Raw genomic sequence first — 1,614 nt, forward strand, 5'->3', positions numbered from 1 at the left:
TACTAGCGGCGGCTGGAACTGAGAGATTAGCTACCAAAATTGGCTTAAATAGAGCCGCTCCCGGTCAATCCCTCTCGGGTTTATTGGGCACTGTTGTCTACCTGATGGTGTTGATTCCGACGGCAGTCGCCGCTCTCGATGCGCTCCAGATCCCAGCGATCTCTGGCCCTGCCACTTCCATGCTCCAACGAGTATTGGATATCATCCCCCAAATTCTGACCGCAGCGGCGATTTTAGCCGTGGCTTATGTTGTCAGTCAGTTCATCGGCGAGCTAGTTACCAATCTCCTCAATGGATTGGGTTTCAACAATATCTTCCGGGCGTTGGGACTCAATTCTTTACATGATTCGACGACAGCTAGTCCCCTGAGCGTACCACCATCAGGGACACCAGTGACTCGCAGCGAGATCGTCCCCAGTACTCGCAAGCAGACACCTTCGGAAATAGCCGGATTAGTCGCCCGGATTGGGGTGATGTTGGTTGCCGCTGTCGCTGCTACTGGCGTCTTAGGGATTGATTCGCTCACCCAGCTAGTTAATGGCTTGCTGTTGATCTCCGGACAAGTTTTATCTGGAATCGTCGTGTTTGCGATCGGTCTATATCTAGCCAACTTGGCGCAAAGAGTCGTCAGCAGCTCGGGTACACACCAATCCCAAATCCTCGGACAGGTCGCTCGCTTGGCAATTATCGTCTTTGTCGGTGCGATGGCACTCCAGCAGATGGGAATTGCGGCGAGTATCGTTAACTTAGCATTCGGTCTATTGCTAGGTGCGATCGCCGTGGCAATGGCGATCTCATTCGGTTTGGGCGGTCGCGATGTGGCGTCCGAACAACTCCGGGATTGGTTGACAGGCTTCCGCGATAAACGTTAGAGGGTTAATACTTTGACTGTCGCTTAGAGGATCTGAAAACTCAACTCTGCTAAGCTTAAACCCTAGAGAATCCCCCCTAACTCCCCTTTTCAAGGGGGGAACTGGACTCTTAGTCCCCCTTTTTAAGGGGGATTTAGGGGGATTTACTCACTGCAAACGAAGCAATTAGACTTTTCAGACATCCTCTTATTGCCAGCAGTCAACAACCAAAGTCAGGAACTAACCTTAAAGGTTGGTTCCTGACTTTTTGTTTAGCCGGGGAGATCCCACCCCCTCACCCCGATCTAGTTGGGCTAAAATATTTGATGAGGTTCAAAATTTCTTTGAGACGTGGAAACTAATACGATTATTAAATGTGATGAAGTTTGCATTAACGGCTGTGTTCGACCCGATCGCTGTCAAAACCAAGCTCATCTAGAATCGGCTGCCAAATTTATCAACGAAACTTCTTTAGACAAAATGCATGAGATCGCCGAAGCAGCTCGGCTCAAAAAGCTCTCAGCGCCGCCAGTGTGGGTGATTCCCGATTGGCAAGACTGAGGGTTAGGCTTGAGGCTTTAGGGCATCGGAAATATAAATCATCCCAAACACCCACTAATCAATTTATCTAAAACCTTTATCTAGCTACAACATGAACTTAGTATCACTCCAGAATCAACTGGACAACCTCTCCTTTGGGATCTTACTAGCAACCATGCTCGTCTATTGGGTCGGTGCCGCTTTCCCCACCCTGCCATTTTTA

The 1,614-nt window shown here is 49.3% G+C and carries 2 protein-coding genes and 1 pseudogene; all 3 read left to right on the top strand.

All coding sequences use genetic code 11. The features are described 5' to 3' along the window. Positions 1–872 (top strand): mechanosensitive ion channel (locus RMO35_RS16945; protein ID WP_309742494.1); only part of this gene is annotated, 872 nt, incomplete at its 5' end. A 330-nt stretch (positions 873–1,202) separates the two neighbouring features. Continuing rightward, positions 1,203–1,412, top strand: coding sequence for a hypothetical protein (locus tag RMO35_RS16950; RefSeq protein WP_309742495.1), 210 nt, complete (start codon positions 1,203–1,205; stop codon positions 1,410–1,412). 91 nt (positions 1,413–1,503) lie between these two features. After that, positions 1,504–1,614: pseudogene (locus tag RMO35_RS16955) on the top strand (c-type cytochrome biogenesis protein CcsB); the annotation flags it as partial.

The organism is Chamaesiphon sp. OTE_20_metabat_361 (assembly GCF_031364565.1).